The 24,995-nt window shown below is 62.6% G+C and carries 24 protein-coding genes; 14 read left to right on the top strand and 10 right to left on the bottom strand.

Annotation, left to right across the window (positions count from 1 at the left end; translation table 11 throughout):
- Positions 1-45: 45 nt before the first annotated feature.
- Both hydA and LB554_RS05525 read left to right on the top strand, forming a co-directional pair.
- Complete coding sequence (gene hydA, locus LB554_RS05520) at positions 46-1,497, top strand: dihydropyrimidinase (RefSeq protein WP_140873295.1); 1,452 nt, start codon at positions 46-48, stop codon at positions 1,495-1,497.
- A complete protein-coding gene (locus LB554_RS05525; protein ID WP_224583452.1) occupies positions 1,490-1,876 on the top strand; it encodes a hypothetical protein in 387 nt (128 codons plus the stop codon). The genes hydA and LB554_RS05525 overlap by 8 nt, the downstream gene beginning before the upstream one ends.
- Before the next feature lie 242 nt (positions 1,877-2,118).
- Here LB554_RS05525 and LB554_RS05530 read toward each other — a convergent pair whose 3' ends face one another.
- A complete protein-coding gene (locus LB554_RS05530) occupies positions 2,119-2,523 on the bottom strand; it encodes a cupin domain-containing protein (RefSeq protein WP_015317160.1) in 405 nt (134 codons plus the stop codon).
- Positions 2,524-2,653: 130 nt separating this feature from the next.
- Here LB554_RS05530 and LB554_RS05535 point away from each other — a divergent pair, with 130 nt between their 5' ends.
- From LB554_RS05535 to LB554_RS05555, 5 genes are all read left to right on the top strand, one after another.
- Positions 2,654-3,445: an ABC transporter ATP-binding protein gene (locus LB554_RS05535; protein ID WP_015317161.1), complete on the top strand. Its 792-nt coding sequence runs from the start codon at positions 2,654-2,656 to the stop codon at positions 3,443-3,445.
- A gap of 320 nt (positions 3,446-3,765) precedes the next feature.
- Complete coding sequence (locus LB554_RS05540) at positions 3,766-4,644, top strand: ABC transporter permease (protein WP_140615568.1); 879 nt, start codon at positions 3,766-3,768, stop codon at positions 4,642-4,644.
- Positions 4,641-5,795 (top strand): ABC transporter permease, encoded by a 1,155-nt coding sequence (locus tag LB554_RS05545; RefSeq protein ID WP_140665296.1) that lies wholly within the window; start codon positions 4,641-4,643, stop codon positions 5,793-5,795. Before LB554_RS05540 ends, LB554_RS05545 begins: the two co-directional genes overlap by 4 nt.
- A gap of 38 nt (positions 5,796-5,833) precedes the next feature.
- The gene (locus tag LB554_RS05550; protein ID WP_015317165.1) at positions 5,834-6,805 is read left to right on the top strand and encodes an ABC transporter substrate-binding protein; all 972 of its coding nucleotides are present in this window, start codon (positions 5,834-5,836) and stop codon (positions 6,803-6,805) included.
- Between the two features lie 188 nt (positions 6,806-6,993).
- Positions 6,994-7,437, top strand: coding sequence for a CHRD domain-containing protein (locus LB554_RS05555; protein WP_015317166.1), 444 nt, complete (start codon positions 6,994-6,996; stop codon positions 7,435-7,437).
- A gap of 63 nt (positions 7,438-7,500) precedes the next feature.
- On the opposite strand, the gene LB554_RS05560 is transcribed toward LB554_RS05555, so the two are convergent.
- From LB554_RS05560 to LB554_RS05570, 3 genes are all read right to left on the bottom strand, one after another.
- Positions 7,501-9,150, bottom strand: coding sequence for a thiamine pyrophosphate-binding protein (locus LB554_RS05560; protein WP_140714533.1), 1,650 nt, complete (start codon positions 9,148-9,150; stop codon positions 7,501-7,503).
- Positions 9,147-10,322 (bottom strand): CaiB/BaiF CoA transferase family protein, encoded by a 1,176-nt coding sequence (locus LB554_RS05565; RefSeq protein WP_224583455.1) that lies wholly within the window; start codon positions 10,320-10,322, stop codon positions 9,147-9,149. The genes LB554_RS05560 and LB554_RS05565 overlap by 4 nt, the downstream gene beginning before the upstream one ends.
- A gap of 99 nt (positions 10,323-10,421) precedes the next feature.
- Positions 10,422-11,354, bottom strand: coding sequence for an alpha/beta fold hydrolase (locus LB554_RS05570; RefSeq protein WP_224583457.1), 933 nt, complete (start codon positions 11,352-11,354; stop codon positions 10,422-10,424).
- Between the two features lie 186 nt (positions 11,355-11,540).
- Here LB554_RS05570 and LB554_RS05575 point away from each other — a divergent pair, with 186 nt between their 5' ends.
- Positions 11,541-12,548 (top strand): ribonuclease T2 family protein, encoded by a 1,008-nt coding sequence (locus LB554_RS05575; protein WP_224583459.1) that lies wholly within the window; start codon positions 11,541-11,543, stop codon positions 12,546-12,548.
- 169 nt (positions 12,549-12,717) lie between these two features.
- Here the strand turns inward: LB554_RS05575 and LB554_RS05580 are convergent, their stop codons facing one another.
- Positions 12,718-14,004, bottom strand: a complete 1,287-nt coding sequence (locus LB554_RS05580; RefSeq protein WP_015317171.1) for a sensor domain-containing diguanylate cyclase — start codon at positions 14,002-14,004, stop codon at positions 12,718-12,720.
- 253 nt (positions 14,005-14,257) lie between these two features.
- On the opposite strand from LB554_RS05580, the gene ettA reads away from it, so the two are divergent.
- A complete protein-coding gene (gene ettA / locus LB554_RS05585) occupies positions 14,258-15,907 on the top strand; it encodes an energy-dependent translational throttle protein EttA (protein ID WP_015317172.1) in 1,650 nt (549 codons plus the stop codon).
- A 320-nt stretch (positions 15,908-16,227) separates the two neighbouring features.
- Here the strand turns inward: ettA and LB554_RS05590 are convergent, their stop codons facing one another.
- Complete coding sequence (locus LB554_RS05590) at positions 16,228-17,004, bottom strand: DpnI domain-containing protein (protein ID WP_015317174.1); 777 nt, start codon at positions 17,002-17,004, stop codon at positions 16,228-16,230.
- A gap of 149 nt (positions 17,005-17,153) precedes the next feature.
- Here LB554_RS05590 and tam point away from each other — a divergent pair, with 149 nt between their 5' ends.
- Both tam and LB554_RS05600 read left to right on the top strand, forming a co-directional pair.
- The gene (tam, locus tag LB554_RS05595; protein ID WP_224583461.1) at positions 17,154-17,939 is read left to right on the top strand and encodes a trans-aconitate 2-methyltransferase; all 786 of its coding nucleotides are present in this window, start codon (positions 17,154-17,156) and stop codon (positions 17,937-17,939) included.
- A gap of 138 nt (positions 17,940-18,077) precedes the next feature.
- Positions 18,078-19,199 carry a beta-ketoacyl-ACP synthase III gene (locus LB554_RS05600; RefSeq protein WP_224583463.1) on the top strand — a complete coding sequence of 374 codons (1,122 nt, stop codon included), beginning with the start codon at positions 18,078-18,080 and terminating at the stop codon, positions 19,197-19,199.
- Between the two features lie 12 nt (positions 19,200-19,211).
- Here LB554_RS05600 and LB554_RS05605 read toward each other — a convergent pair whose 3' ends face one another.
- Positions 19,212-19,778, bottom strand: a complete 567-nt coding sequence (locus tag LB554_RS05605; protein WP_224583466.1) for a methyltransferase family protein — start codon at positions 19,776-19,778, stop codon at positions 19,212-19,214.
- A gap of 184 nt (positions 19,779-19,962) precedes the next feature.
- Between LB554_RS05605 and LB554_RS05610 the strand changes: the two genes are divergently transcribed.
- On the top strand, positions 19,963-20,592 hold the full coding sequence (locus tag LB554_RS05610; RefSeq protein WP_224583467.1) for an MOSC domain-containing protein: 630 nt from the start codon (positions 19,963-19,965) through the stop codon (positions 20,590-20,592).
- Positions 20,593-20,631: 39 nt separating this feature from the next.
- Here the strand turns inward: LB554_RS05610 and LB554_RS05615 are convergent, their stop codons facing one another.
- The 3 genes from LB554_RS05615 to tsaA all read right to left on the bottom strand — a co-directional run bounded on the left by LB554_RS05615 (position 20,632) and on the right by tsaA (position 22,459).
- Entirely contained in the window at positions 20,632-21,471 is an 840-nt protein-coding gene (locus tag LB554_RS05615; RefSeq protein ID WP_140714545.1) for an SDR family oxidoreductase, read from the bottom strand.
- A 152-nt stretch (positions 21,472-21,623) separates the two neighbouring features.
- Positions 21,624-21,938 carry a DUF2293 domain-containing protein gene (locus LB554_RS05620; RefSeq protein WP_140714547.1) on the bottom strand — a complete coding sequence of 105 codons (315 nt, stop codon included), beginning with the start codon at positions 21,936-21,938 and terminating at the stop codon, positions 21,624-21,626.
- Positions 21,935-22,459: a tRNA (N6-threonylcarbamoyladenosine(37)-N6)-methyltransferase TrmO gene (tsaA, locus tag LB554_RS05625; RefSeq protein WP_140714549.1), complete on the bottom strand. Its 525-nt coding sequence runs from the start codon at positions 22,457-22,459 to the stop codon at positions 21,935-21,937. Before tsaA ends, LB554_RS05620 begins: the two co-directional genes overlap by 4 nt.
- 176 nt (positions 22,460-22,635) lie before the next feature.
- Here tsaA and LB554_RS05630 point away from each other — a divergent pair, with 176 nt between their 5' ends.
- A complete protein-coding gene (locus LB554_RS05630) occupies positions 22,636-23,658 on the top strand; it encodes an ArsR/SmtB family transcription factor (protein WP_015317182.1) in 1,023 nt (340 codons plus the stop codon).
- Positions 23,658-24,569, top strand: coding sequence for a methylenetetrahydrofolate reductase [NAD(P)H] (gene metF / locus LB554_RS05635; RefSeq protein ID WP_224583469.1), 912 nt, complete (start codon positions 23,658-23,660; stop codon positions 24,567-24,569). Before LB554_RS05630 ends, metF begins: the two co-directional genes overlap by 1 nt.
- Positions 24,570-24,995: the final 426 nt, after the last annotated feature.

Raw genomic sequence — 24,995 nt, forward strand, 5'->3', positions numbered from 1 at the left:
GCCGCTCACCAAGAAGCGGGAAGAGAAGAACAAGGGAACAGCAAAATGACCAAAGTCATCAAGAACGGCACCGTCGTCACCGCCGACCGAACGTGGAAGGCCGACGTGCTGATGCAGCACGGCAGGATCGTCGCCATCGGCTCGGACCTGCATGGCGACCATGAGTACGACGCCACCGGCTGCTATGTGATGCCGGGCGGCATCGACCCGCACACCCATCTCGAAATGCCGTTCATGGGCACCTATTCGGCCGATGATTTCGAATCCGGCACGCGTGCGGCCTTGGCCGGCGGCACCACGATGGTGGTCGATTTCTGCCTGCCGGCGCCGCAGCAATCGCTGCTCGAAGCCCTGCAGATGTGGGACAACAAGACCTCGAGGGCGTCCTGCGATTATTCGTTCCACATGGCGATCACCTGGTGGGGCAAGCAGGTGTTCGACGAGATGGCCACCGTGGTCGACAAGGGCATCACCTCGTTCAAGCACTTCATGGCGTACAAGGGCGCGCTGATGGTCGACGACGACGAGATGTACGCGTCGTTCCAGCGCTGCGCCGACCTCGGCGCGCTGCCGCTGGTGCATGCCGAGAATGGCGACGTGGTCGCGGCCCTGTCGCAGAAGTTGCTTGCCGCCGGCAATAACGGCCCCGAGGGACATGCCTATTCGCGCCCGCCGGAAGTGGAGGGCGAGGCGACCAACCGCGCCATCATGATCGCCGACATGGCGGGCGTGCCGCTCTATGTCGTGCATGTCTCGTGCGAACAGAGCCACGAGGCGATCCGCCGGGCACGCCAGAAAGGCATGCGGGTGTTCGGCGAGCCGCTGATCCAGCACCTGACGCTGGACGAGAGCGAGTACTTCGACAAGGACTGGGACCATGCGGCGCGCCGCGTGATGAGCCCACCCTTCCGCAACAAACTGCACCAGGATTCGCTATGGGCCGGCCTGCAGGCCGGTTCGCTGCAAGTGGTGGCGACCGACCATTGCGCCTTCACCACCGACCAGAAGCGCTTCGGCGTCGGCAATTTCACCAAGATCCCCAACGGCACGGGTGGCCTCGAGGACCGGTTGCCGGTGCTGTGGACCAGGGGCGTCAATACCGGCCGGCTGACGATGAACGAGTTTGTCGCCGTGACCTCGACCAACATCGCCAAGATCCTCAACATGTATCCGAAGAAGGGCGCGATCGTCGAAGGCGCGGATGCCGACATCATCGTCTGGGACCCCCAGCGCAAGAAGAAGATTTCCGCCAAGAAGCAGCAATCCGTCATCGACTACAACGTCTTCGAAGGGGTCGAAGTGACCGGCCTGCCGCGCTTCGTGTTCTCGCGCGGCGAGCTGTCGGTCGAGGAGGCCGAGGTCAAGGCGAAGCCTGGCCATGGTGAGTTCGTCGGCCGCGAACCGAACGCGGCCGTCAACCGGGCGCTGTCGACCTGGAAGGAGATCACCGCGCCGCGCAAGGTCGAGCGGACGGGCATTCCGGCGACGGGTGTTTGAGGTGAGGTGCGCGGGGCTCTATCTCACCGCCGTTGTTGTTCTGGCAGCCGGCTCCGCCTCTGCGGCCGGCATCGACCTGTCCAAGCCTTATGGCAATAAGTCCGGCTGCATCAACAAGAACGGCCAGAAGGTCTATGCCGAAGACATGCTGCTGCTGACCGACACCGATTTTATCACCGCGACCAGCGCCTGCGCCTTCACCGGCAAACACGGTGAGGCCGATGGTTCGCTGACGGTCAAGGCTGAGTGCGAAGCCGAAGGCGAGGAGGGAAAGTCGCCGGCCACCTTCACGATCAAGCACAGCGCCAAGAATGACAAGAAATTGGTGATCGCCGACGAGGACGGCAGCGTATACGGGGAAGTGTCTCGGTGCAGATGATTGCCGAGGTCGGCGCCGCCCCTCATCTGCCTGCCGGCATCTTCTCCCCGTATAGTGACGGGGAGAAGGGGGCCGAGTGCGATCTCGGTGCTCTTTCTGGCGACGCAGGCGATTGGCGGAATCCTTCGCGATGGCGTCCTTCTCCCCGTCACTCTACGGTGAGAAGTGCCCGGCAGGGCGATGAGGGGCAGCGCGGACCTGGAGCTATTGAGCCTCGGCCGGCCAACCCGCCAATACCGCCCTCAGGCGACGAGCGCGTCCAGTTCCGGCAGCAGGACGACGCTTTCCTGTTCGTTGGGATCGGTGCGGGCGATGACGGCCGAGGACGGCGCATTGCTCAGATTGGCCGGCAAATGCGGCACGCCTGCGGGAATGTAGAAAAGGTCGCCGGCCTTGACGACGATGTGATGCTCCAGCCGGTCGCCATACCAGGTATGGACCTCGCCGGAGAGCACGTAGATCGCCGTTTCATGGTTCTCGTGCAGATGCGCCTTGGCGCGGGCACCGGGCGGCATGGTGAGCACGTGCATGCAGATGCCGGAGGAGCCGACCGACTCGGTGGCTATGCCGGCGAAGTAGGTCAGGCCCTGCTTGCCTTCATAAGTGCTTTCAGGGCGGATAAGATGACAAGTCGGTTTAGGCGACATCGGGGAAACTCCGGGCGTCGACCGAGCGGGACAAACTCAGCAGGACTGGGGCCAATGGGACGGGTCGAGTGGAAAACAACATCACGATAAAAGCAATCGGTTTCGTGCGGCGGAAGGCAGGCAGCAACCGATGACGGGACCTTCGCCAGCCGTCGTTTCGGCAAGCAAACTGGGCCTCACCTTCCAGACCAATGACGGGCCGGTACAGGCGCTGTCCAATGTCGACCTGACCATCGGCAAGGGTGAGTTCGTCTCCTTCATCGGGCCTTCAGGTTGCGGCAAGACTACTTTGCTGCGCGTCATCGCCGATCTGGAAAAGCCCACTTCGGGGACGATCTCGGTCAATGGCATGACGCCGGAACAGGCGCGCGAGAGGCGTGCCTACGGCTATGTCTTCCAGGCCGCCGCCCTGTTTCCCTGGCGCACCATCGAGCGCAATGTCGGGCTGCCGCTGGAAATCATGGGCCTGTCCAAGACCGAGCAAGCGGAGCGGATCAAGCGCACGCTCGACCTCGTCAACCTCAGTGGCTTCGAGAAGAAATACCCCTGGCAGCTTTCCGGCGGCATGCAGCAGCGCGCCTCGATCGCGCGTGCGCTGGCCTTCGATGCCGACCTGTTGCTGATGGACGAGCCGTTCGGCGCGCTGGATGAGATCGTGCGCGACCACCTCAACGAGCAATTGCTGCAACTATGGGGACGGACGAACAAGACCATCTGCTTCGTTACCCATTCCATTCCGGAAGCCGTCTACCTGTCGACGCGCATCGTCGTCATGTCGCCGCGCCCGGGCCGGGTCAGCGACATCATCGAATCGACGCTGCCGAAAGAGCGGCCGCTCGACATCCGCGAGACGCCGGAGTTTCTGGCGATCGCCGCGCGGGTGCGCGATGGGTTGAGGGCAGGGCATAGTTATGATGATTGAGGGGAGCGACAAGCGCGCGGTCCATCGCGACTTCGTCATCCTAGGGCGGAGCAAGGAGCGAAGCGACGCGGCGCAGACCCTAGGATCCATGCCGTTACCTCAACGTTCCGCAGCGGTGCAGACCGATGCACCTTACGCCGTGCGTTCGAAGGCGAACACTCTCGACCGCTTATACCCCCCGGCCAACGTCACGGAATGGATCCTAGGGTCTGCGCGACGCTTCGCGTTGCTCCGCCCTAGGATGACGAAGGCGAAGGTGGTCGGCCTTCGCTTCGCTCCAGCCATCCTCTCCCCGTGGGGGAGAGGAGGAGGCCCCGCCCATGGATAGCTTCCGCTCCAAGATCATCCCCGTAACCTCCATCCTTCTGGGCGTGGTCGTGCTCTGGTACGTCTTCGCCGTTATCCTCAACGCGCCGTTCCAGCGCGATCTCGACCGGCGTGCCAACGAAACCTCCACGTTCGGCGAACTCATCGGCAAGACGCTGTCGCAGCCCAAGCCAACGCTGCCGGCGCCGCATCAGGTGGCGGTGAATTTCTTCGAGAACACTTTTCTGCGGCCTATCACCTCGAACCGCAGTCTCGTCTACAACGCCTGGGTGACGCTGTCCTCGACGCTGCTCGGCTTCGCCTTCGGCACCGCACTCGGCATCGTCATCGCCGTCGGCATCGTCCATGTGGCGACGCTCGACCGCAGCCTGATGCCGTGGATCATCGCCTCGCAGACCATTCCGATCCTGGCGGTGGCGCCGATGATCATCGTCGTTCTGGCGGCGATCGGCATTACCGGACTGATCCCGAAGGCGATGATTTCGACCTATCTGTCGTTCTTCCCGGTGACGGTCGGCATGGTGAAGGGCCTGCGCTCGCCCGAGATCATGCATCTCGACCTGATGCACACCTACAATGCCAGCCGCGCGCAGACCTTCTGGAAACTGCGTGTGCCGGCCTCGGTGCCGTTCCTGTTCACCTCGATGAAGGTCGCGGTGGCGGCAAGCCTAGTAGGCGCCATCGTGGGCGAACTGCCGACAGGCGCGGTCGCCGGCATCGGCGCCAAGCTGTTGGCGGGCGCCTATTACAGCCAGTCGATCGACATCTGGTCAGCGCTGGTCGCCGGCTCCATCGTGGCGGCGCTGCTGGTGATGGTGGTTGGCATCGCCGGCCGCGTCGTTGACCGCGCCATGGGTGGGAGGCCAGCATGAACTGGCTGAAACCTTCCTGGCAGGCTGTGCTGGCGATCGTGCTGTGCCTGATCGCGATTGCGGTCGGCGCCATTTCGAAGCCGGAAGCGGCAGCGCTTGCCGATCCGACGGCCAGTATCGACTACCCCTATCTCGGAATGAAGGGCTTGATGCTTGGCGTGGCCGTGCTGGCGGCGCTGATCTCCATGGTCAGGATTCCGCCCCTGGCGGAGGCCGTGATGCTCTTCATAGGCGCCCATCTCGTCGCCTGGCTGCTGATATCGGGCATTTCAGGCTTCGAAGGGACGGCGCTGGCGCCGTATTTCCTTCTGCTCGCGGCTGCCTGGCTGCTTGGCTGGCGTTGTGTGGCGGTGCTTTCGGGGTTGCGGCCGACGGCAGGATGGGTCCGGACCGCACTGCGTCTGGTCATCCCCGCTATCTTCGGCGCCTGGATCCTGATCATCTGGGAAGCCGTCACACGCGGCGCCGGCATTCCTTTCATCCTGCTGCCGCCGCCGAGCGCCATCGGCGCGCGCATCGTCAGCTCGCTGCCGGTGCTCGGCGCCGATGTCCGGCAAACCATCTTCAAGGCGGTGCTCTTCGGTTATGTGGTGGGCAGCGGCGCTGGCTTCATCACCGCTGTTCTCGCCGACCGCGTACCGTTTCTGCGGCGTGGACTTCTGCCGATCGGCAATATGGTCTCGGCGCTGCCGATCATCGGCGTGGCGCCGATCATGGTCATGTGGTTCGGCTTCGACTGGCAATCCAAGGCGGCGGTGGTCATCATCATGACCTTCTTCCCGATGCTGGTGAATACGGTCGCCGGGCTCGCCGCGTCCGGCCATATGGAGCGCGACCTGATGCGCACCTATGCGTCGGGCTACTGGCCGACGCTCGTCAAGCTCAGGCTGCCGGCCGCCGCTCCCTTCATCTTCAACGCGCTGAAGATCAATTCGACGCTGGCGCTGATTGGCGCCATCGTCGCCGAGTTCTTCGGCACGCCCGTCGTCGGCATGGGCTTCCGCATTTCGACCGAGGTCGGGCGGATGAACATCGACATGGTCTGGGCCGAAATCGCAGTTGCAGCACTTGCGGGTTCGGTCTTTTATGGCGTGGTCGCCCTTGTCGAAAGGGCCGTCACGTTTTGGCATCCCTCTGTCCGTGGTGGATAGGGGCGGTGGGTTTGGGCACTAACTTCAGAGGGTAAAAAATGAAAAGACTTATCATTCCAGTTCTGGCCGGCGCGATGTCGCTGGCCGCGTTCCAGGCAATGGCCGCCGACAAGGTGACCTTGCAGCTGAAATGGGTCACGCAGGCGCAATTTGCCGGCTACTATGTCGCCAAGGCCAAGGGTTTCTATGAGGCCGAAGGCCTCGACGTCGACATCAAGCCAGGCGGTCCCGACATCGCCCCCGAGCAAGTGATCGCGGGCGGCGGTGCCGACGTCATCGTCGACTGGATGGGCGGCGCGCTCGCCGCGCGCGAGAAGGGCGTGCCGCTGGTCAACATCGCCCAGCCGTTCAAGAAGGCCGGCATGGAGCTGGTCTGCCCGAAGGACGGCCCGATCAAGACCGAAGCCGACTTCAAGGGTCATACGCTCGGCGTCTGGTTCTTCGGCAACGAATATCCGTTCTACGCGTGGATGAACAAGCTTGGCCTCAAGACGGAGGGTGGCCCCGATGGCGTCACCGTGCTGAAGCAGAGCTTTGACGTGCAGCCGCTGATCCAGAAGCAGGCCGATTGCATCTCGGTCATGACCTACAATGAGTACTGGCAGCTGATCGACGCCGGCTATAAGCCCGAACAGCTGACCGTGTTCAACTACTCGGCCATGGGCAACGACCTGCTTGAGGACGGCCTCTATGCCTCGGAAGACAAGCTCAAGGATCCGGCCTTCGAGGACAAGATGGTGCGGTTCGTGCGCGCCTCGATGAAGGGCTGGAAATACGCGGTCGACAACAATGACGAAGCCGCAAGCATCGTCATGGACGGCGGCGGCCAGGACGAGAATCACCAGAAGCGGATGATGAGCGAAGTTGCCAAGCTGATCGACAATGCCGACGGCAAGCTCGACCCGGCGACCTACGAACGCACCGCCAAGGCGCTGCTCGACCAGAAGATCATCACCAAGGAGCCGAAAGGCGCCTATACCACCGCCATCACCGACAAGGCGGTCAAGTAGGCCTCGCAGGCGCGATCAACAGCGCCTGAGACCGGGTCTGACGATCAAAGGGGCGGGCGACCGCCCCTTTTCCATGCGCTCCAATCACAAAACCGTGTGCGGGGATACATTGCGCCGTCCAGCCGTTGCATTGAAGCATGCGCGCGTCGGGGAGCCGCGACGCACGCTTTGTCAATCGGAGGTCCTTCATGCGCGCTCACTCCTTTCTGCCGGCGCTATCGGCGCTCGCCATTTCCACCGCTTTCCTGTTCGCATCACCGGCCATGGCCGAGATGGTAAAATACAAGGCGACCCTCGATGGCGGCCAGCAGAGTCCAGCCGTCACCACGAAGGGCAAGGGGACGGCCACTCTCACCTTCGACACCACCAAGAAGAAGCTCAGCTGGAACGTGAAGTATTCCGGCCTCAGCGGCCCGGCGACAGCGGCGCACATTCACGGCCCGGCGGCGGCGGGCGAGAATGCGCCTCCGGTGATCCCGTTCAAAGGCAAGCTCAAGAGCCCGATCAAGGGGTCGGCGACGCTGACCGATGCGCAGGCCGCTGACCTCGAGGCCGGCAAGTATTACGTCAATGTGCACACGGCGGCCAACAAGGACGGCGAGATTCGCGGCCAGATCGAAAAGGCGATGTAGAGCCGGAAGCGCGGCTAACGCTTGAAGGCCGGCGGGACAGCCCGCCCTCTGTCCTGCCGGCCCTTAAGCCCTGTCGCGTATCTGCGTCATCGTCCGGGTCGGGGTGATCGCTTCGGGATCGAGCCTGATCTCGACGATCGCCGGTTTGCCGCTGGTTCGCGCGCGCTCGAAGGCAGGCGCGAAATCAGCTGTCTTCTCCACCGTCTCGCCATGGCCGCCATAGGCGCGGGCAAGTGCTGCAAAATCAGGGTTCTTCAGATCGGTGCCGACGACGCGGCCGGGATATTCGCGTTCCTGGTGCATGCGGATGGTGCCGTAAATACCGTTATTGACGAGAATGACGACGATCGGCAGGTCGTACTGCACGGCGGTGGCGAATTCCTGGCCGTTCATCAGGAAGCAGCCGTCGCCGGCGAAGGCGACCACTGTGCGCTCCGGATACAGCGCCTTGGCGGCGACCGCCGCCGGCGTGCCGTAGCCCATCGAGCCCGACGTCGGCGCTCCTTGCGTGGCGAAGCGGCGGAAGCGATGGAAGCGGTGTACCCAGGTTGCGTAATTTCCGGCGCCATTGGTGAGGATGGCATCGTCCGGCAGCACGTTTTCCAGGTAGTTCATGATCGGTCCCATCTGGACCGGGCCGGGACCGTTTTCAGGCGGAGTCGACCAGTCGAGATAGGCGGCATGCAGCTTGGCTGTTTCGGCCGCCCATGATGGCGTTCCGGCCGGCATGCGCTTGGTGAAAGCCTCGACGAAAGCCGCTGGCGAAGCATTGATCGCCAGGGTCGGACGGTAGACGCGGCCGAGTTCGCCGGCATCGGCATGGACATGCACAAGGGCTTGGTCGGGATAGGGGCTCTTCAGCAGCGTGTAGTCGGAAGAGGGCATCTCGCCCATGCGCCCGCCGATCAAGAGAACGACGTCGGCCTGCTTGATAGCCGTTGCCAGCTTCGGATTGATGCCGATGCCGACATCGCCGGCATAGTTTGGATGAAGATGGTCGAACAGCATCTGGCGGCGGAAGGAACAGCCGACAGGAAGCGACCAGGCCTCGGCGATCTCATGCATCCGCGCCACCGCGTCCGCGTTCCAGCGTGTGCCGCCAAGAATGACGAAGGGACGCTTCGCGCCGGCAAGCAGCATTTCCAGTGCGTCGAGTTCGGCCTCGCCGGGATAGGTTTCGACCGGCGTGTGCGGAAGTGCTTCCGGCGCGTCGACGACGCTGGTCAGCATATCCTCAGGCAGCGATATGACGACCGGACCGGGGCGGCCCGACGTCGCCACGGCAAAGGCGCGCGTGACGAATTCGGGGATGCGCGAGGCGTCGTCGATCTCGACCACCCATTTGGCGATGTCGCCGAAGAACCTGACATAGTCCACTTCCTGGAACGCCTCGCGCTCCTTGGCGTGGCTGGCGACCTGGCCGATGAACAGGATGAGAGGAACCGAATCCTGCATGGCGATGTGGATGCCGGCCGAAGCGTTGGTGGCGCCGGGTCCGCGGGTGACGAAGCAGATGCCGGGCTTGCCGGTCAGCCGGCCCTGGCAGTCGGCCATCATGGCAGCGCCGCCTTCCTGGCGGCAGACGATGGTGCGGATCGAGGAATCATGCAGCGCGTCAAGCACCGCAAGGTAGGATTCGCCCGGCACGCAGAACATACGGTCGGTGCCATTGGCTTCGAGGGCGTCGACGATCAGTTGTCCACCGGTCTTCATTTCCCAGACTTCTCCAGTTCGGCAAGGATTTCGTCAGTGTGCTCGCCAAGGCGCGGCGAGGGGCGTTCATAAGTAAGCGGTGTGCCCGACATCACCATCGGCGCGCGCACCGATGGCAGGCGGTTGCCATGGCCGTCGTCGAGGTCGAGCCGCATGCCGCGGGCAATGGTCTGCGGGTCGTCGAACATCTGGCCGATCGTGTTGATCGGGCTTGCCGGCACGCTGGCGGCTTCGAGCTTCGCCAGCAGCGGATCGCGATCAAAAATCTTCAGCGCCTCGATGATGCGTGCGCGAAGTTCCACGCGATTGGCGACGCGGGCCGGATTGGTGGTGAAATCGGGATTGGCCGGCAAATCGCCCAGCCCGACCGCGGCGCAGAATTTGGCGAACTGGCCGTCATTGCCGACAGCCAGGATGATGTGGCCGTCCCTGACCGGAAGCACTTCGTAGGGGGCAATGTTCATATGGGCATTGCCCATCTGCACCGGCGACTTGCCGGAAACGAGATAATTGAGGTTCTGGTTGCCGAGCGCCGAGATCTGGGTGTCGAACAGCGCCATGTCGATGTGCTGGCCTTCGCCGGTCTGTTCGGCATGGCGAAGTGCTGCCTGGATGGCGATGACCGAATAGAGGCCGGTGAAGATATCCGAGATGGCGACGCCAGCTTTTTGCGGCTCGCGGCCGGGCTCGCCGGTAATCGACATCATGCCGGCCATGGCCTGGATAATGAAATCGTAGCCCGCGCGAGGCGCATAAGGCCCATCCTGACCGAAACCGGTGATCGAGCAGTAGACGAGGCGAGGGTTGATTTCCTTCAGGCTGCCGTGGTCGAGCCCGTATTTCTTCAGGCCGCCGAGTTTGAAGTTCTCGATCAGCACATCCGCCGTCGCGACCAGCCGGCGCACCGTCTCGGCGCCTTCGGGCGTCGAGAAGTCGATGGCGATGGAGCGCTTGCCGCGATTGCAGGAATGGTAATAGGCGGCCGACAGGTTCTCGCCGTCGTGGCTGATGACGAAAGGCGGACCCCATTTGCGGGTGTCGTCGCCGCCGTCGGGGCTCTCGACCTTGATGACATCGGCGCCGAGATCGGCAAGCAACTGCCCGGCCCAGGGCCCGGCAAGAATGCGGGCGAGTTCGACGACGCGGACGCCTTTCAGCGGGGGTTCGGCCATAAATCACCGTGGTTGCTGCAATCATCCTGATCGCTGCGAAAGCAGAGCCTCTATCAAGCCCGGCGGCGGCTGTCACGGTTCTTGCGATGGGCCAAACCGTCAAGCTTTCAGGACAGCGTCCGCCCAGTTGCCGAAATCGTCCATGACGGTATCCCGGTTCACCTCGTTCAGGCCCTCGTGGCGGGTGCCGGGGTAAACCTTCGAAACCAGATTAGAAAAGCCCATCTTGCGCATGCGGTTCGCGAGATGGGTGATGCCCCTGCCGTAGTCGGAAGCCGGGTCTTTCTCACCGCCAACGATGGCGACGGGAAGGTCGCGCCGGATACCGGCAAAGCCTGCATCCTTGCCGCCGTTCAGCGCCATTGCGACCACATCGCGCCACATCGATATGGAGGCATCCCAGCCGCAGAGCGGATCGGCGATGTATTTCGCGACTTCCGCCTCGTCGCGCGAAAGCCAGTCGAACAAGGTGCGATGGTCGGGGACCGCCTTGCCCCAGGCTTGGAAGGTGAGTTTCGGCAGCAGGCGCGACGGGACATCGGAGCCCAGCCGCATCCGTTCCCAGGCCAGGATGCCGAGCGCCACCTGGCCGAGCAGGCCCTGCGAGAAATTGCCGTTCCAGATGGCTGCGGCATGGATCCGATTCGAGTGCCGTAACAAGTAGTTCAGCGCCACGGACGCGCCCATCGAGTGGCCGAAAAGGATCACCGGCAGGTCAGGCTGCTCGCGGGCGATAAGATCGCGGATGGCGTCGACATCGGCGATCACCTTGGCCGGGCCGTCCTTGTCGGCGAATCTGCCGAGCGGCGCGTCGGGCGCCCTGGTCGTCCCATGGCCACGGTGATCATGGACAAAGACATGGAAACCCCGAGCGGCCAGGAAACCGGCGAAGCGGTCGTAGCGCCCGGCATGCTCGGCCAGGCCATGATTGATCTGGACCACCGCACGCGGAGAGCTGTCGGCCTGCCGGACGAACAGATTGAGGTCGGCGCCGGTCGGCGAGCGGACCACGCGCTGCTGGCTGAATGGCATGCCGGCTGGCCTCCCCCTGGCTCCGCCCTTTGCAATGTCCAACGTGTGCGCCGGCGCCAGATTTGCGTCAATCGGGCCTGCCGGCTTTTCCGCGACGATCTTTCTTGCCACGGGCCCGCAAAATATCGCAATTCTGACATGGAGACAGCTTCAGTCTGTCGCCCACTTTCCAGCAGGGGATTCTCCATGCGCATTGCTGTTGTTTTCGGATTGGCCTTGCTGGCGGGGTCGCTGGCAGGCGCGGCGCATGCCGACGTCAAGATGAGCGGCACCTTCGTGGCCGACGCTGCCTGTCCCGCGACGCAGGCGATCAAGAACGCCAAGAACCCCGGCAATGTCTCGACCGATGCGGGCAAGACCTATCAATTGCTGGCCGGCAACAAGGACGCTCCGAGCCACTACCTCATCCTGGTGCCGGGCGCCGATCCCGAGCGCCGTTGGGTGAAGGTCAGCTGCGGCCATCTGTCGGGCAGCAGTGCGGTGACCGCGCCGGCGGCACCGGGCGGGCAAGGCAAGCCGGCGGCCTCGGGAAAACCCGAATATGTCTTCGCGCTGAGCTGGCAGCCGGCCTTCTGCGAGACCAAGTCGAACAAGACCGAATGCAAGGCGCAGAACCCTGGCGAATTCGATGCCACCAATTTCACGCTGCACGGCCTGTGGCCGCAGCCGAACGGCAATTTCTATTGCCAGGCTTCGGCCAGCGACAAGGCCAATGACAATCCGGCTCACTGGCAGGACCTGCCACCGGTCAACCTCGATGCCGAGACCCGCGCCGAGCTCGACAAGGTGATGCCGGGCACCGCCTCGAAGCTGGAACGGCATGAATGGATCAAGCACGGCACCTGCTATGGCAAAAGCCAGCAGGAGTATTTTTCCGACGCCCTTCATTTGATGCGTGAGGTCAACAGCTCGCCCGTGCGCGACCTCTTCGCCAAAAATATCGGCGGCAAGCTGACCGCGGACCAGATCCGCAGCGCCTTCGACCAGTCCTTCGGCGCGGGAGCAGGGGACCGGGTGCGTGTGTCCTGCCTTATCGATCCGTCGAGCGGCCGGCGGCTGATCGGCGAACTGACGCTTGGCCTTGCCGGCCCGATCGGTCCGAACAGCTCGCTCAAGGATCTGCTGCTGGCCTCCGTGCCGACCAACAAGGCCGGTTGCCCGACCGGCACGGTCGACGCGATCGGGTTCCAGTAACGCACGGGCACGGATTTAGGCAGCCAGCCGGGCTTTCGCTTGCCGTGCCTGCTGTTATGTTGGCATGGCGGTGTTCATTCAGCGGGGGTTGCATGAGTGGCATGACGAGCAGCGCGCCGGCACGGCAGGGGAAATCGTAGCGACAAGGTTGGGTCTGGACTGACTTTGGCTAGATCTGCGCGGACCTGGTCCAGGCGATATCGGCGTCGGCTTCATGCCCGCCGGGTTCGCCGACGACGCGGTCGCGTCCGGTCGATTTCGCCTTGTAAAGGCGTTGGTCGGCGAGCGCGAACAGGTCGGCCAGGCACTGCGTCGTTTCGCTGACGGTGGAAACGCCGGCGCTGACGGTCAATTCGAACCGGCTGGTGGCGGCCGATGCTTTGAGCGCGGTGCGGACGCTTTCGCCAAAGAGCCTGGCGACGGAGTGTGGACGCGAACTCAGGATCGCGAATTCCTCGCCGCCGATCCGGAACACCTGGTCCTCGGCGCCTGCCGCCTCGCAAAGTACGGTTGCGACCGCCTTCAGCACCTTGTCGCCTTCGGCATGGCCGAAACGATCGTTGATCGACTTGAAGTGGTCGACGTCGACGATGAGCAGGCTGAGCGGCCTCGCCGTGCGCAGGCTGGACTGGACGGCGGCCTCGCCATCGGCATCGAAGCGTCCCCTGTGCAGCAGTCCGGTCAGGCCATCGCGGCCGACATGTTCGACCAGCGCCTCGTAGCGTTCGCGATAGGTCAAGGTCTCGAAGATGTCGGTCAGCCCACGCGGCATCTGGACATCCCGGACCTCGAACCATTTGAGATAGGCGACCAGCATGGCGCTGAAGGTCAGTGCTGCCGCCATCTTGGCGAACCAGCCGCCGAAGAAGACCGCGATCGGCGCGCCGGCAACGAAATGCAGCGCGGTGAAGAATCCCGCCTGATCAAAAGTCAGCACGCAGGCGACGCAAATCAGGATGCGTGCGAACCGCGCCTTGCGCAGGACGCGTCCAAGTTTCTCATAAAGCAGGATGATCAGGATGGCATCGACGAACAGCAGCGTCGTGCCCCAAACCATCAGCCAGCCCATCTCGTCGATGAAGCCGATGTCGGGGAGCCGGCCATCGGGAAGCGGAGCGATGGCGTGCAGGCGCAGGAGCAGAACCAGACCGATCATCAGCGCATTGCCGAGCAGCAGGCCATAGATCGGCTGGCGCACGGTGGCGGCATCCTCCTTCATGTAGAGCAGAAGGAGCATCACCAGCTTGCCCGAAAACAGCACCGCCGAGCCCGGCGAGACCATGCCGAACGGCAGCGCGACGTAGAAGACGCTGGCGAGATAGGTTTCCAGGAAATGCATGACGCCGAGTGCGCAGATGAAGACGCCCAGGCCGATCCGCTTGCGGAAGCGGAAAAGCGTCACCATGACGCTGAAGTAGACGATCGCTTCGGCAAGGAGCAGGAAACTGTTCAGCAATGCCGTCGATCCGCTCTCTTTTCGAAATCGCGGCCAGCCAGCGATTCCACTCCGATGCTGTTTTGACGTGGAAGGGTTAACCGGAGATTTCCGCGCGCCATCGACCGGTTGAAAACCTGGCCGTCGGTGCACACTTATCCGTGTGGTTGGCTTGATATGGCAAAAGCGATTGCCGTTCGGCGCCGCATCGCCTACATAGCGGCCAACCTCCATTCAATTCGACAAATCCAGTCATTTTTCAGGGAAAGCGCGCGTGGCACGCCAGTTCATCTATCACATGGCCGGCCTCAACAAGGCCTATGGCACCAAGAAGGTGCTCGAGAACGTTCATCTGTCCTTCTACCCGGACGCCAAGATCGGCATCCTGGGCCCAAACGGCGCCGGCAAGTCGACGATCCTCAAGATCATGGCCGGCATCGACAAGGACTGGAGCGGTGAGGCATGGCTCGCCGAAGGCGCCACTGTCGGCTACCTGGCGCAGGAGCCGGCGCTCGACCCCGACAAGACCGTGTTCGAAAACATCATGGAAGGTGTCGCGGCCAAGACCGCCATCATCGAGCGTTACAACGAATTGATGATGAACTATTCCGACGAGACGGCGGACGAGTCGGCCAAGCTCCAGGACGAGATGGACCGGCTGAACCTGTGGGATCTCGAACAGCAGGTCGAGATGGCAATGGAAGCGCTGGGCTGCCCGCCAAAGGATGCCAACGTCACCAAGCTGTCGGGTGGCGAGCGCCGCCGCGTCGCGCTCTGCCAGTTGCTGCTGCGCCAGCCTGATCTTCTGCTGCTCGACGAACCGACCAACCATCTCGATGCCGAGACGACGGCGTGGCTGGAAAAGCATCTGCGCGCCTATCCGGGCGCCGTGATGATCATCACCCACGACCGCTACTTCCTCGACAATGTCACCGGCTGGATTCTCGAACTCGATCGCGGACGCGGCATTCCTTATGAGGGCAACTACACCAAGTATCTCGAAGCCAAGGCCAAGCGCCTCAAGCAGGAAGGCCGCGAGGACGACGCCCGCCAACGTGCCATCGGCCGCGAGCGCGAGTGGATCCAGTCGAGCCCGAAGGCTCGCCAGACCAAGTCCAAGGCGCGTATCCAGGCGTTCCAGGACCTGCTCGATGCAGCCGACAAGCGGCGGCCGACGGATACACAGATCGTCATCCCGCATGGCGAGCGGCTCGGCAACGTGGTCATCGAGGTCGAGGGCCTGTCGAAAGGCTTCGGCGACACGCTGTTGATCGAAGGCCTCGAATTCAAGCTGCCGCCGGGTGGCATTGTCGGCGTCATCGGCCCGAACGGCGCCGGCAAGACGACATTGTTCCGCATGATCACCGGCCAGGAAAAGCCGGATGCGGGTTCTGTCCGCGTCGGCGAGACGGTCAAGCTCGGCTATGTCGACCAGAGCCGCGATGCGCTCGATCCGTCAAAGACCGTGTGGGAAGAAATCTCGGGCGGCGCCGAAGTGGTCAAGCTCGGCAAGTTCGAGGCCAACACCCGCGCCTATTGCGCGTCCTTCAACTTCCGCGGCGGCGACCAGCAGCAGAAGGTCGGCAACCTCTCCGGCGGTCAGCGCAACCGCGTGCACCTGGCCAAGATGCTGAAGACCGGCGGCAATGTTCTGCTGCTCGACGAACCGACCAACGATCTCGATACGGAAACGCTGGCGGCGCTCGAAGACGCGCTGGAAAATTTCGGCGGCTGCGCGGTTATCATCTCGCACGATCGCATGTTCCTCGACCGTCTGGCGACACACATTCTCGCCTTCGAGGGCGACAGCCATGTCGAGTGGTTCGAGGGCAATTTCGAGGATTACGAGCAGGACAAGATCCGCCGGCTCGGGCCTGAAGCCGTCAACCCGCACCGCATGACCTACAAGAGGCTGACGCGGTAAGGCTTGCCGGCTTAGCCTAATTCGCTCCCAACTGGGCAAATCGTTTCGCCAGTGCCTCGCTGGCGAAACGTCCGGCCTCTTCATAGTCTGGACTGTGTTCCGCAGTGTCGGGCGATCTTACTACTACGAATTCGCCCGCTTCCGCCAAGACTTGCAAGGTAAGGTCTTCACTATCGATTGGCGTTGCATGACGCGCGCCGCAATTCGGACATTCGTCATCACACATGCACGACCATTCGTCGGTCCAGTGCTCGCTGCATCTGTAGCATTCGTAGTGATTTAGATACCACGCCATTTGGACAAGCCCTCCCATTGTGACGTCACGGCCGACTACTCCTAATGCGATAGCGACCGCGGGATATAAAATCGAGGTATCCGCTATCTCTGAGGCGTTGCAATTGCTGACGAATTTTTGGCCTCACATTCATGTTGTGTGGGTATAGGGCACCCAGTCGTCCTTCGAACGCATAAACTTGTTCGATATCAAATTCTACCGTGCCAATTAAGTCGAGGCATTTCATTACTTCGATTAGCCAACCACGAGCATCCGCGTCTTCTTCGCGAAGAAAAAGGGTTTTTTGCCATTGTGCGATGACGGTTTCCTTTGGAACCGGAACCCCATCTCGAACAATACAAATTCGCCCCGATTGCGGTACGCGACCAAGCAATATGTTGGAGCCGATCCAACCGGCTCTTCTGGCTGTAGAGGCCAGTGGATTTCTCTTCTCGATGATTTCTGGGATGAAGAAGTGTTTTGGCACCATGCAAACGTTCAATACCGCCATCGTTCCCAGGCTATAGTTGAGCAATATCAAATTCGGGTTAGTTGAGGACGCCAGCCTCTCAATCTTGGTAAAATAAGCTCCGTCTGCTACCTTTGCGCCGAAGGCCTTCCTTTGGCTTTTTAACTCGAATTGATCGTTGCAATTACCGCAGAGGAAGTCGGCAACTGGCAGATTGGCAGGAAACTGACTCAGACGCGAGTTCGCGCAATTAGGGCAATAAATCCATCGGGAAACCCACTGCTCCGTCCAAATTCTGGCTCGTTGCGAACCACTGCTGTATTTTGTTTGTGCCTCTTCGAAACCAAATTTCATTAAGGCCCCAAACTGTCGGAAGACGTTGAAAGACGAAGCTTACCGTTCGGTGACAAAAGCAATCAAGAGGCTGACAACGCAATAGGGGACCAGTTGCCCTTAGCTTCGAATGATACCGGCATTGTCGGATCAAATCATAGGAAACGGATATGACGACAAACGAAGGTAGGGATTGGTCCGCCGCCCAATATCTGAAATTCGAGGACGAGCGCACGCGCCCGGCGCGTGACCTCGTGGCGCAAGTGCCGGTCGACTTTCCGCGCCGGGTAGTCGATATCGGCTGCGGGCCGGGCAATTCGACCGAACTTCTGGTCGAGCGCTGGCTGGATGCGCAAGTGAGCGGCTTCGACACCTCTCCCGACATGATCGAGAAGGCGAGGACGCGGCTGCCCAATGTCAGCTTCGACCTCGCCGATGCGTCGACTTGGCAGCCGGCCGAGCCGGTCAACGTGATCTTCGCCAACGCCGTCTTCCAGTGGCTGCCGGAGCATCCGGCGGTGTTCCAGCGCCTGATGGGTTTTCTGGCCCCCGGCGGCGCGCTGGCCGTCCAGATGCCCGACAATATGGCCGAGGATTCTCATCGCCTGATGCGGGAGACCGCCGCCGAAGCGCCTTTCGCGGCAAAGATCAGGGATGCGGCCCGTGCGCCGCTGCCGCCGGTGTCGTTCTACTACGACCTGCTGTCGCCGCTCTCGGCTCGGCTCGACATCTGGCACACCATCTACAACCATCCGTTGGCCGATGCCGAGGCGATCGTCGAGTGGGTGAAGTCGACAGGGCTGAAGCCCTTCCTCGATCCGCTGGACGCGGATGAGCGCAAGCTGTTCCTCGACAGCTACACGGCCAAGGTCGCCAAGGCCTATCCGAAGACCGCCGATGGCAAGGTGCTGCTGCGTTTCCCCCGCATTTTCATCATCGCCAAGGGGGCGGGATAGGCTGGCGAAAACCTTGGTTTAAGCCGGCCTAAACCTTGGTTTAAGCCGGCGTAAACCGGCCGAGTGAGAAAAGTGTTGCGCCGAAACGTTTCGGCGCCCACATCAAGCCGCAACGCCCGCGGATGGACGGACTTAAACATGCATCGCGTCATCATCAGCGGCATCGGCGCTGAAATTCCCAAGCCTGTCATCACGAATGAGGAACTGGTCGCCAGCTTCAATGCCTGGGTCGACACCGAGAACGTGCGGCGCCAGGCCGCCGGCGAGACGCTGCTGCAGAAATCGGATGCCGACTTCATCGTTCATGCGTCAGGTGTGAAGTCCCGCCACGTGGTCGAGCGTGAAGGCATTCTCGACCCCACCCGCATGGCGCCGCGCATTCCGGCGCGTCCGGACGACGCGCTCTCGCTGCAGGCGGAATTCGGCATCGCTTCGGCTCGGAAGGCGATCGAGCACGCTGAGGTCGATGCGTCGGATGTCGATCTGGTGATCTGCTCGTCCTCGCATCAGCAGAGGCCATATCCGGCGATCGCCATCGAAATGCAGGAGGCGCTGGGCACGAGGGGCGCGGGCTTCGACATGGGGCTTGGCTGTTCGTCGGCCGCGGCTGCGCTGCACATGGCGGTCAATCTGGTGCGCTCGGGCGCGCACAAGCGCATCCTGGTGACGACGCCGGAAATCATCACCGGCCATCTCAATTTCCGCGACCGGCAGACGCATTTCATCTTCGGGGACGCTTCGGTGTCGATGGTGGTGGAGGGGCTTGCCCAGGGTGAGAGGCGGCCGGGCCGCTTCGAGGTGCTGGACACGCGCATATGGACGCAGATGTCGAACAACATCCGCACCAATCTCGGCTATCATACCCGCACCGCCCAGGACGATCCCTACAGGATCGACCTGGAAGGCAACCTCATCAAGCAGGTCGGCAACAAGGTGTTCAAGGAAGTCACCGTCGCCGGGCACAAATTCATCGTCGAATTCCTCGCCGAACACGGGCTGACGCCGCAAGCGGTGCGGCGCTTCTGGCTGCACCAGGCCAATGCGCGCATGAATGCGATGATCCTGAAACTGGCGTTCGGCCACGATGTCGGCCATGACCGCGCGCCGATGGTGCTGGAGCGGCTCGGCAACACGGCGGGCGCCGGAGCCATCATCGCGCTGTCGGAGAACCATGCCGACATGAAACCGGGCGACCACGGCCTGATCTGCGCCTTCGGTGCGGGATATTCGATCGGTGGCGCGCTGCTGAGAATGCTCTGAGGTGATGCCGCGCTAGGCCGGCGTGAAGGGAACCAGCATCGGCACCCGCTTGGCGTAATCGTCATAGGCGGGCCCGAGTTCGTCGCGCAGGAAACGCTCCTCCAGCCTCGCCTTGATGACGACGCCGATGATGAGCAGGGCCGTACCTGCAATGCCCCAGACCGTGCCCTTTGCCGTCATGGTGGCAAGCACAGCCAGCAGCAGCCCGGTATAGATCGGATGCCGCACCAGGCGATAGGGGCCGGTGTCGACCACGCGATGATCCGCCTTGGCTGTGACCGTGGCGGACCACAACCGCCCGAGATGGATGCGCGCCCACCACGCGAAGCCGATGCCGACCGCGATCAGGGCAACGCAGGCCCAGGCTTCGGCAAGGGTCGGCGTCCACAATCTCAGCCTGCCTTCATAGCCGTGCGCTGGAACGAACAGCAGGACGGTGCCGGCCAGCCAGAAGACGCGATAGCGGGCCTCCGCCCCGATGGTGGCGCGCTTTTGCGCCGGATCGGCCCAGGATGCAGCGACGATCCAGGATGCCACCCAGAACAGCCAGAGCGCTGCGATGGCCTGTCCAACCTGCATGCCGAACCTCCTCCTCCCGACTTGGCGCCGAATATATGTATAGGCGGCGCGGCGGCAATGGGATGCGCTCGCTGCAACATGACGGCATTTCCGGTAATAACGTCGTGATCGGCATCAAACGCAGTGATCGGATCATCAGCGCTTTCGACTGGACCGCATTGTCCGAGGCCTCTAGACCAGCAGCATGCAGGAAACAAACCTAGAACTTTTTCCAACTTCCGAGCCCACGATCGACATCGTCCCGGGCCGCAAGCTGACGGCAAAGGCAGTGGCGCTCTATGCCGCTCCGTCCGATCATTTCGAGACGAAAGCCGTCGAGGAATTGGATCTTGGCTTCGACGGAATCGCGAATGACTTCCATTCCGGAACGACGCGGCGTTCCGGTGGGCGCGAGCCTTGGTATCCGCGCGGCACGGAGATGCGCAACGAGCGGCAATTGTCGCTGGTCGCCGCGGACGAGCTTTCGATCGTCGCCGAGCGCATGGGCCTGGAGGAGATCAAGCCGGAGTGGATCGGCGCCAATATGCTGATCGGGGGCGTGCCACGTCTGTCGATGCTGCCGGCCGGCTCACTGATGTTCTTCCAAGGGGGCGTGACGATCAAAATCGACGCGCAGAACAAGCCGTGCCGGGTCGCCGGGCAATCCATCGCCACGCATGCCCATGCATCGGATCGCGATGCAGCCGCGCTGCTCTTCCCGCAGACGGCGAAGCGGCTGCGTGGCCTTGTCGCCTGGGTTGAAAAACCCGGCGTGGTCAGGGTCGGCGAAGAGATTTCGGTGCGTGTGCCGGAGCAATGGATTTACAAGGCATAGCTACGCCGCCCGTAGGCGGCGCAGCTACTACGTTGGGCGTCAGCCCTTGCGGTTCTTGTTGACGCCTTGCGCCATGACGGAGACGTGGTCCCACTTGTCCCAGGTGGCGAGGCGGTTGGCGTATTCCTGGCGTATCATCGGCAGGCCGCCATCGCCGAAGAACACCCTCAGCGGCGGCTCTGCCGCATCGACGATGGCCAGCATCGCCGGCCCGGTCGCCTCGGGATCGCCAGCAACCGAGTTGGCGCGGCGCTCGGCCATCTTGGCGCGGGCGGGCGCATAGGCCTCGATCGGCTTGGAGACCTTGGCCGATGCTCCCGACCAGTCGGTGGAGAAGCCGCCCGGCTCGACCAGCGTGACATGGATGCCGAATTCCGCGACCTCGATGCTGAGCGACTGGCTGAAGGCTTCCAGCGCCCATTTCGAGGCATGGTAGAGGCCGAGCGAGGCAAAGGCATTGACGCCGCCGATCGACGAGATCTGGATGATGTGGCCGGAGCGCTGCGCCCGCATGATCGGCAGGACAGCCTGGGTAACCCACAGTGCGCCGAACACATTGGTCTCGATCTGGTCGCGGGCTTCCTGTTCGCTGACTTCCTCGATGGCGCCGAAATGGCCGTAGCCGGCATTGTTGATGACGACGTCGAGCCGGCCAAAGCGCTTGTGCGCCTCGGCGACAGCGGCATCGACGGCTTTCTTGTCGGTGACGTCGAGCTTTATGGCGGCGATGTTGTCGCCGTATCTATCGACGAGATCGGCGAGCGTGCCGGCGTCGCGAGCGGTCGCTGCAACGCGGTCGCCACGCGCCAGTGCGGCCTCGGCCCAGACGCGGCCAAAGCCCTTCGACGATCCGGTGATGAACCAAACCTTAGATGTCATGATGTGGAATCCTTGCCCCTGCGGGCGCAATTTCTGGATGGAAGCGGAGGCTTCTCCGCTTTCGGGCATATACGGCCTGTTCCGTGATTTTCCAGAGGCGAGGGGGAATCTTTTTGAACAAGACGCAGAGCGCCATCTCCCCGGCAGTGGCGTCATTCCTCCTCGTCGTCGGCGTCGAGCAGGCGCGTGGCGCGCCAGCGCGTGAGCATGGTGTTGGTTTGCTCGATGACGAAGAAACGGGCGGAGTCGCGGTCATACCCCTCGGCCAGCAGCTTTTCGTAATCGGTGTGCATGTGGCGGATGTGGGCGATTGTCGCCAGCCATACCGCGATCGTCGGCGGCAAGGTTTTCATATGGACCGAGCCGGCGTCGGTGCGGATCTTCTCCATGTCGGCATAAGGCGCCAGCGGCAGAAGTGCTGTCAAAGCCTTGGCGATGGCGCGGCGGCGGCCGGTGGGCGCGGTCATTGCTCCCCGCGCCCCTCAACGGTCGCCTCGGCAAAGGCATCGGTCGAGGCGAAATATGGTTTGATGTCGATGACCGGCGTGCCGTCGAGCACGTCGATGGCGTCGAGGCCGATGCGCCCGGTGCCGATGTCCAATCCGACGAGTTTGGCCATGTGCAGGCCGACCGGGTTCGGCCGGGCAGGGGAGCGCAGGCCGAACACGCCTTTCGCTTCAGCCGCATGGCGGGGTTTTTGCACAATCAGATTCCGCGGCGCGTGGTGCAGCCAGGACAGAATGATGACGTGGCTGGCGCGCTCCAGCCCGCGCAGGCCCGCACGATAGGGCGCATCGATGGTCAGCACCGCGGACCGTCCTGCCTCGCGCGCCGCGCGCATGTTCTTCGGGCAGCTATCCCGGGTGGTCCACGGCGAGGCAATGCGGCCGATGAAGACGATGCCGGCGTCCGGCGGCATCAAGGCCGGATCCTGGTCCAGTCTCTGCTCGCCTTCGCGAGCTTCGAACATCTCACGCGGTTCGGTCATTGCCTGTCTCTGTGCTGGTGCATGCCATTGTCTCAAAACCGCTAGACGTTTCGGGCTGACCCGGACCGGGAAATTACGCATGCGGCATTTTCTGGTCCGGAAGCGACATAGCGCTTGCAAGGTCGCCGAATTCGACATAAACATATGTTTATATCTTTTTCAAAGAGAATACGCTGATGCATGTCTCGCTCGACACCATGGTGGATACGCTGAAGGCGGCGGCCGAATCCAGCCGCCTGCGGATATTGGCATTGTTGTCGCGTGGCGACCTCACCGTTTCCGACCTTACCGAAATTCTCGGCCAGTCGCAGCCGCGTGTCTCGCGCCACCTGAAGCTGCTGCTCGAGGCGGGGCTGATTGGCCGCTACCAGGAAGGGTCGTGGGCCTTCTTCCGCCTGTCGGACGCCGATTCGGCGCGAGACTTCGTGATGAGGCTGGTTGCCGGCATTCGCGGCGCCGATCCGCAGGTCGAGCGCGATCTGGAGCGACTGACCTCGGTCAAGCGCAAGCGCCAGGACCGCGCCACCGCGTATTTTTCGCAGAACGCCGCAAGCTGGGATCATATCCGCTCGCTGCATGTGCCCGACCGTGCGGTGGAGGCCGCGATGCTGAAGCTGGTCGGCAAGCGGCCGTTCCAGTCCATGCTCGACCTTGGCACCGGCACCGGGCGGCTGCTCGAAATCTTCTCGCCGCTCTACCGGCGGGGGATCGGCATCGACATGTCGCGAGAGATGCTGACCGTGGCGCGCGCCAATCTCGACAAGGCCGGCGTTTCGAATGCGCAGGTGCGGCAGGGCGATATCTTTTCGCCGCCGGTCGAGCGGGATGCCTTCGATCTCGTCACCATCCACCAGGTGCTGCACTATCTCGACGACCCGGCCCGCGCCATCCATGAGGCGGCGCGGCTGCTTCGGCCGGCCGGCCGTCTCGTCATCGTCGATTTCGCGCCGCACACACTGGAATTCCTGCGCGACGAGCATGCGCATATGCGGCTGGGCTTTTCCGACCGGCAGATCGGAGAATGGTTCTCCGAAGCCGGCCTCGATCTCGAGGATGCCCAGGAGTTCGAACCGCGCGGCGGCAACGAGGCCAGGCTCACCGTCAAGCTTTGGCTTGGCCGCGACCGGCGCCTGTTGATCGCCGATCCTGCCAATGCCAGCCAGCAGACCAGAGTGAGCTCGATAGGGGAAATCGCCTGATGAACCAGTTTCGTTTTTCCCGCCGGCCCGATATCGGCGACAAGGTGAGGGTTTCGTTCGAGTTCTTCCCGCCAAAGAACGACGAGATGGAGGCAAGGCTGTGGGATACGGTCACAAGGCTCGAGCCGCTGCAGCCGAAATTCGTCTCGGTGACCTATGGCGCCGGCGGTTCGACGCGTGAGCGCACGGCGCGCACCATCAGCCGTATCCTGAAGGAGACCAGCCTGACGCCGGCCGCGCACATGACTTGCGTCGATGCCGCTCGCCATCAGGTCGACGCCGTGATCCAGGAATTCACCGACATGGGCGTGAAGCGCTTCGTCGCCTTGCGCGGCGATCCGGCGGAAGGCGTCGGCGCCGCCTACCGGCCGCATCCGGACGGCTACGCCAACGGCGCCGAGCTGGTCGGGGCGCTGAAGGACGCCGGCGATTTCGACATCTCGGTTTCGGCCTATCCGGAAAAGCATCCGGAAAGCCCAGACTTCGCCACCGACATCGACATGCTGAAGCGCAAGGTCGACAACGGCGCGACGCGGGCGATCACCCAGTTCTTCTTCGACAACGATCTCTACGAACGTTACGTCGAGCGCGCGCGCCGCGCCGGCATCTACATCCCGATCGTTCCGGGCATCCTGCCGGTGCACAATTTCACCCAGGTCGCCAATTTCTCGGCGCGCTGCGGCGCGCTGGTGCCGGCATGGCTGGCCGAGCGTTTCGACGGCCTGCAGAACGACCCTCAGACGCATGCGCTGGTGGCATCCGCCGTGGCCGCCGAACAGGTGCTGGACCTAGTCGAGCGCGGCGTGGGCGATTTCCACTTCTACACAATGAACCGGGCCGACCTCGTCTTCGCGGTCTGCCATATGATCGGCATCCGCTCGCATGAGGTGGCGGGCTCCGCTGCTGCCTGAGGGTCAGTCAGGTAAGCAAAAGGCCGGGTAAAAACCCGGCCTTTCGAATCGGTTGGACTATTTGCTGCTGGTCTTCCCCGTCTTGGCGGGTTCAGGGAAGGACGCCCATAATGAGGGCGCCGATGAAAGCAAACGCAGCACAAATCATCAATGCGTTGATTGGCCTCGTAAGTCCCATGACATAGCCTCCTCTTAAAGAGCTATGCCCTGGAGTCTAGGTTCATTTGTGCCACAGGCAAGCGGAAAATGTGCTGCATTGCGACGTGATTGTGGATTTTGCGACTTCGGTTTCGCCGTTAGCCGTTGAAACTCCTTGGCAAAAACCCGCTTCATGTCTGTGAATAAATTATGGCGGTGGCGTGTCGATGCTGTGTCGTGGCAGCGCTACCCCCGCGAAACTCGCCTCCGACTTTCGCGATTGCACAT

Origin of the sequence: Mesorhizobium sp. CO1-1-11, from assembly GCF_020164995.1 — a bacterium.
GTDB classification, from domain to species: domain Bacteria; phylum Pseudomonadota; class Alphaproteobacteria; order Rhizobiales; family Rhizobiaceae; genus Mesorhizobium; species Mesorhizobium australicum.

What these genes read in the sequence shown, in the direction of transcription:
- tsaA (WP_140714549.1), bottom strand. Translation starts at nt 22,459, where the DNA reads ATGACCGAACCGCGTGAGATGTTCGAAGCTCGCGAAGGCGAGCAGAGA.
- LB554_RS05560 (WP_140714533.1), bottom strand. Translation starts at nt 9,150, where the DNA reads ATGAAGACCGGTGGACAACTGATCGTCGACGCCCTCGAAGCCAATGGC.
- LB554_RS05550 (WP_015317165.1), top strand. Translation starts at nt 5,834, where the DNA reads ATGAAAAGACTTATCATTCCAGTTCTGGCCGGCGCGATGTCGCTGGCC.
- LB554_RS05605 (WP_224583466.1), bottom strand. Translation starts at nt 19,778, where the DNA reads ATGCAGGTTGGACAGGCCATCGCAGCGCTCTGGCTGTTCTGGGTGGCA.
- LB554_RS05620 (WP_140714547.1), bottom strand. Translation starts at nt 21,938, where the DNA reads ATGACCGCGCCCACCGGCCGCCGCCGCGCCATCGCCAAGGCTTTGACA.
- LB554_RS05615 (WP_140714545.1), bottom strand. Translation starts at nt 21,471, where the DNA reads ATGACATCTAAGGTTTGGTTCATCACCGGATCGTCGAAGGGCTTTGGC.
- hydA (WP_140873295.1), top strand. Translation starts at nt 46, where the DNA reads ATGACCAAAGTCATCAAGAACGGCACCGTCGTCACCGCCGACCGAACG.
- LB554_RS05555 (WP_015317166.1), top strand. Translation starts at nt 6,994, where the DNA reads ATGCGCGCTCACTCCTTTCTGCCGGCGCTATCGGCGCTCGCCATTTCC.
- LB554_RS05600 (WP_224583463.1), top strand. Translation starts at nt 18,078, where the DNA reads ATGCATCGCGTCATCATCAGCGGCATCGGCGCTGAAATTCCCAAGCCT.
- LB554_RS05535 (WP_015317161.1), top strand. Translation starts at nt 2,654, where the DNA reads ATGACGGGACCTTCGCCAGCCGTCGTTTCGGCAAGCAAACTGGGCCTC.
- LB554_RS05570 (WP_224583457.1), bottom strand. Translation starts at nt 11,354, where the DNA reads ATGCCATTCAGCCAGCAGCGCGTGGTCCGCTCGCCGACCGGCGCCGAC.
- LB554_RS05530 (WP_015317160.1), bottom strand. Translation starts at nt 2,523, where the DNA reads ATGTCGCCTAAACCGACTTGTCATCTTATCCGCCCTGAAAGCACTTAT.
- LB554_RS05565 (WP_224583455.1), bottom strand. Translation starts at nt 10,322, where the DNA reads ATGGCCGAACCCCCGCTGAAAGGCGTCCGCGTCGTCGAACTCGCCCGC.
- LB554_RS05540 (WP_140615568.1), top strand. Translation starts at nt 3,766, where the DNA reads ATGGATAGCTTCCGCTCCAAGATCATCCCCGTAACCTCCATCCTTCTG.
- LB554_RS05590 (WP_015317174.1), bottom strand. Translation starts at nt 17,004, where the DNA reads ATGAAATTTGGTTTCGAAGAGGCACAAACAAAATACAGCAGTGGTTCG.
- metF (WP_224583469.1), top strand. Translation starts at nt 23,658, where the DNA reads ATGAACCAGTTTCGTTTTTCCCGCCGGCCCGATATCGGCGACAAGGTG.
- LB554_RS05545 (WP_140665296.1), top strand. Translation starts at nt 4,641, where the DNA reads ATGAACTGGCTGAAACCTTCCTGGCAGGCTGTGCTGGCGATCGTGCTG.
- LB554_RS05610 (WP_224583467.1), top strand. Translation starts at nt 19,963, where the DNA reads ATGCAGGAAACAAACCTAGAACTTTTTCCAACTTCCGAGCCCACGATC.
- LB554_RS05575 (WP_224583459.1), top strand. Translation starts at nt 11,541, where the DNA reads ATGCGCATTGCTGTTGTTTTCGGATTGGCCTTGCTGGCGGGGTCGCTG.
- tam (WP_224583461.1), top strand. Translation starts at nt 17,154, where the DNA reads ATGACGACAAACGAAGGTAGGGATTGGTCCGCCGCCCAATATCTGAAA.
- LB554_RS05630 (WP_015317182.1), top strand. Translation starts at nt 22,636, where the DNA reads ATGCATGTCTCGCTCGACACCATGGTGGATACGCTGAAGGCGGCGGCC.